The sequence below is a fragment of the Corallococcus exercitus genome (assembly GCF_003611585.1).
Taxonomy (GTDB): Bacteria; Myxococcota; Myxococcia; order Myxococcales; family Myxococcaceae; genus Corallococcus; species Corallococcus exercitus.
Genome location: NZ_RAVW01000632.1, coordinates 1 through 3762 on the forward strand (window position 1 = coordinate 1; position 3762 = coordinate 3762).

At 72.9% G+C, this 3762-nt stretch carries 2 protein-coding genes; one reads left to right on the top strand and one right to left on the bottom strand.

What is annotated here, in order from left to right:
- On the bottom strand, positions 1 to 1582 hold a 1582-nt coding region (locus D7W79_RS39945), incomplete at its 3' end, for a DUF4912 domain-containing protein (RefSeq protein ID WP_147442301.1).
- A 230-nt stretch (positions 1583 to 1812) separates the two neighbouring features.
- Here D7W79_RS39945 and D7W79_RS39950 point away from each other — a divergent pair.
- Positions 1813 to 3762, top strand: a 1950-nt coding sequence (locus D7W79_RS39950; RefSeq protein WP_244222245.1) for a glycosyltransferase family 4 protein, incomplete at its 3' end; no start/stop codon positions are given.

Below are 3762 nucleotides of genomic sequence, written 5' to 3' on the forward strand. Positions count from 1 at the left end.
CCCCCTCCACGTACCGCTGGTCCGAAGCGCCCGGCGCACGCGACACCTCCAGATAGCGGTACTCCGACACGCCGCCCGGAAGCACCGTCTGCCCGTACCGCTGATCCGAAGCGCCCGGCGCACGCGGCACCTCCAGATACTGGGGAGCCGCCGCCCCCTCCATATACCGTTGGTCCGAAGCCCCCGGAGCCCGCTCCACGGCCAGGTAGCGCTGATCCGAAGCCCCCGGCGCACGAGACGGGGCCAGCACCGCGCCCTCACCGAGCGTCGCCTCGCCCATGCGTGCGTACCGCTGGTCCGAAGCCCCGGGCGCACGGGGCGCGCTCTCCAGATAGGCCTCTTCCGCGTAGCGCTGGTCCGACGCACCCGGGACTCGCGGCGCATCGACATAGGTTTCGTCGCGCTCGCGGTGGACCTCCGGCACGTCCACCATGCCCGCGCTGCCCGGCAGCCGCACCCGGCGCCAGGTCACGTACTCGCGCTCCTCCACCCGGGGGACGCGTGCGGATGCCGCCACGGGCACTGCCTCCGTGCGCAGCCGGTCCACCACGGGAGGAGGTGGCATGCGCAGGAACCGGATGGACGTGTCCGCCGACGGTCCCGCGGGCGGCAGCGTCGCCCGATTGGACGAATGTCCGATGCGGCGCGAGCGGCCATCCGAACCGACGAAGTGCGCCTCCACCCGGTACGTGCGCCCGGGCGTCATGCCCTGCAGGTAGAAGCTGCGCGACTCCAGCGCGAAGTCCACCTCGCGCGACACGCCCTCGCCGTCGAACACCTTCATCACGGCGCGCGGCGACGGCAGGTCATCCAGCGCCCGGTTGCGGCTCGCGTCGCTGAAGTCCCAGAAGACGAAGAGCGTGTGCGGATCCCGCGCGAGCAGCACCATCGCGTCGTCGTGGTAGTCCAGGGGCAGGTTGCCCAGGCGCTCGTCCTGCTCGGGCGACGCATCCGCGGGAGGCAGGCGCGGCGCCTGCTCCTCCAACAGGTGGTGGCGGCGCGCTTCCTTCTCTCCCGCCATCTTCGTCACGAAGAACCCCTCCACCAGGGGCTCGGCGGCATGCGGTGGCTCGCTCGCGGGCGCGGGCTTCGCGGCGGCGGCGGGCACATCCTCCTTGGGCGCACTCGACGGGCGCGGCGTCGGCACGTCGGGTGCCAGGGGCTGCGTGTCCTCGTCGTCCGGGTCGCGGCGCGCCTTGCCCCGGGCGGGGAACGTCACCACCCGCGCGGGCCGCGTCTTGGGGCCACCGGGCTCCGTGATGGGCTCCTCGGAAAGTTCCCGTGCCTGCGGTGCGGCGGAGCTCTCAGGCGGAGGCAGGGGCACGGTCTCGGACGCCGGGTCGGGGGCAGGACGTGAATCCGCCCGGCCGGAATCCAGCACCCGCTCCTCGCCGCCCACGTCACCGGAGCCGCGCCGGGACGTCGCCAGCCCGGCCATGCGCGCAAGCCGCCCCAGGGCGGGAATGCGCTCGGCCAGCGAGGTGACGAACTCCCGCCCGCGGGACGCGCCAGCTCCATCCCGGAGGTATTTCCGGGCCAGCTGCCGCAGGTAGCTCACGGTGACGCCCTTCCGCTCATCCATGGACACCTCGCCTCGTTATGACGCGGCATACAGGGGGTCAACGCATCCGTCACGGGATGTGTTGTTCCGCCGACCCCCCCTTCAACTTCCGTCACGCCCGATGACACCTCACCCCGGTCCAAGTATCCTGCGGCGGCTTGAGTGACCTGCCCAGACTTCTCCTGTGCAGCTTCGATGTCATCCCCGGCCCGTCTGGCTCCTCACGCCGACTGACCGAGTATCTGAAGGCGTTGCCTGATCGCTTCTCCGTGGTGGTGCTGTCGGCGAAGACGCCCGACCACTCCCATATCGAGAAGTACCAGGGCGCCCGGCTGCTCCGCGTCCCGGTAGGCTCCGGGGACCTGGCGTCGCGCATCCAGTCCTTTGAACGGGCCGTGCGCCGGCAGCTGGAGAGCGAGGACTACGCCCTCGCCCACTTCACGGACCCCTTCGGCGGCTACGCGCTCTGCGAGCTGAAGGCGGACTACGGCTACCGCCTCATCTATGAGGCGCAGACGTTCCCCTCGCAGGAGCTGCGCTACACCCATCCGCAGACGGACGGGGACCGCCGCTTCCTGTCGAAGATCCGCCGCCAGGAGCTGTTCTGCCTGATGAACGCGGACCTGGTCGTCACCGGCTCCCAGACGACGCGCGCGTACATCCAGGGGCTGGGCGCGGCGGAGGACCAGCTGCGCACGCTTCGCGCGCCGGTGGACCTGAAGCCGTACGACCCGGAGGTGCTCGGCGCCCCGGACGGTTCCCCCCTCCGGATGATGTACCTGGGCAGCCACGTGGGCTGGCAGGGCCTGCCCACCCTCTTGCGCGCCACCGCGCTCGCGTCCCAGCAGGTGGACGTGCGCCTGACGCTGGTGGGCGCGCACCACCCGGACTGGAAGCCCCATCTGGAGGACCTGGTCAACGACCTGGGCCTCAAGGAGAAGGTCGACTTCCAGCCGCCCGTCGTGCACGACGACCTGGTGAAGGTGCTGGCGCTGGCGGACGTGGGCGTGCTGCCGCTGGACGACTCGGAGCGCAACCGGCTCCAGGGCGGACCGCTGGCCAAGGTCTCCGAGTACCTGGCCGCCGGCCGGCCGGTCATCGCCGCGGACCTGCCCGTCACCCGCGAGCTGATTCCGAAGGAAGCGGCCGTCTTCTTCCCCCCGGGCGACAGCCGCGCCCTCTCCGAGCGCATCCTGGACCTGGCGCGCGACGTGCCCCGCCGCGTGGCGCTGGGACGGGCCGGGCGCGCGTTCGCGGAGAAGGTGCTGGACGCGGGCCTCATCCGGGGCCAGCTGCTGGACCTCTACGACTCCCTCCTGGAGAAGCGCGGCCACGTCCCGGTGGAGGCCGCCAGCGAGCCGCCCGACGTCACGATGACGGGCACGCCCACGAACCGGCTCGCGAACCTGGGCATGCCGGAGGCGTCCAAGCCCGCGCCGGCGCCCAAGCCGCCCGCGAAGCCCGCCGCGCAGGCCGCGTCCGGCGAAGCCGCCGCGCCCCCCGCGAAGGAAGGCGCGGAGGACCCGCCCGTGGTGATGGGCATGGCCCTGGACGACGGGATGGACACGCGGCTGGTCAAGACCGAGCCGGACATGCGGCCCGACGAAGTCCCCATGGTCATGGGCCTGCCGCTCCGGGAATCCGCCGCGCCCGCCGGTGAGGAAGCCGCGCCCCCGCCGGAGCCCGCGTCCGCATCCAAGACGACCGACGACACCGCGAGGACCGCCGCCCCCGCGAAGCCGGAGCCGGAACCCCTCGGAGGCCGCGGCTCGGAGCCAACCCCGCCCACGGAGATGGTGACGAGCCCCTCCGCGAAACCCCTCGCCATGGCCATGGCCATGAGGGAAGCCGGCGGGGACGAGGCCGGGACCTCCGACGCGCGGGATGGCGCCTCTTCTGAGGATGCATCCTCCTCCGGAGCGACGGCGGTCGTGCGCCGGCCGGTGGCGGAGGACGAGGCCACCTCCCAGCAGGCCCCCACGCCCATCGTGCGCCGGCCGGCCTCTTCTGAAGAGGAGGAGCGCGCCCCCACCCCGGTGGTCCGCCGCCCCCAGTCGCCGGAGGACGAGTCACCCGCGGCCACGCCCATCGTGCGCCGGCCGGCCGGCCTCACGGAGGACGACGAACGGGCCCCCACGCCCGTCGTGCGCAGGGCCGGGGTCATGCGCGAGGAGGAGTCCCCCGCGCCCACGCCCATCGTG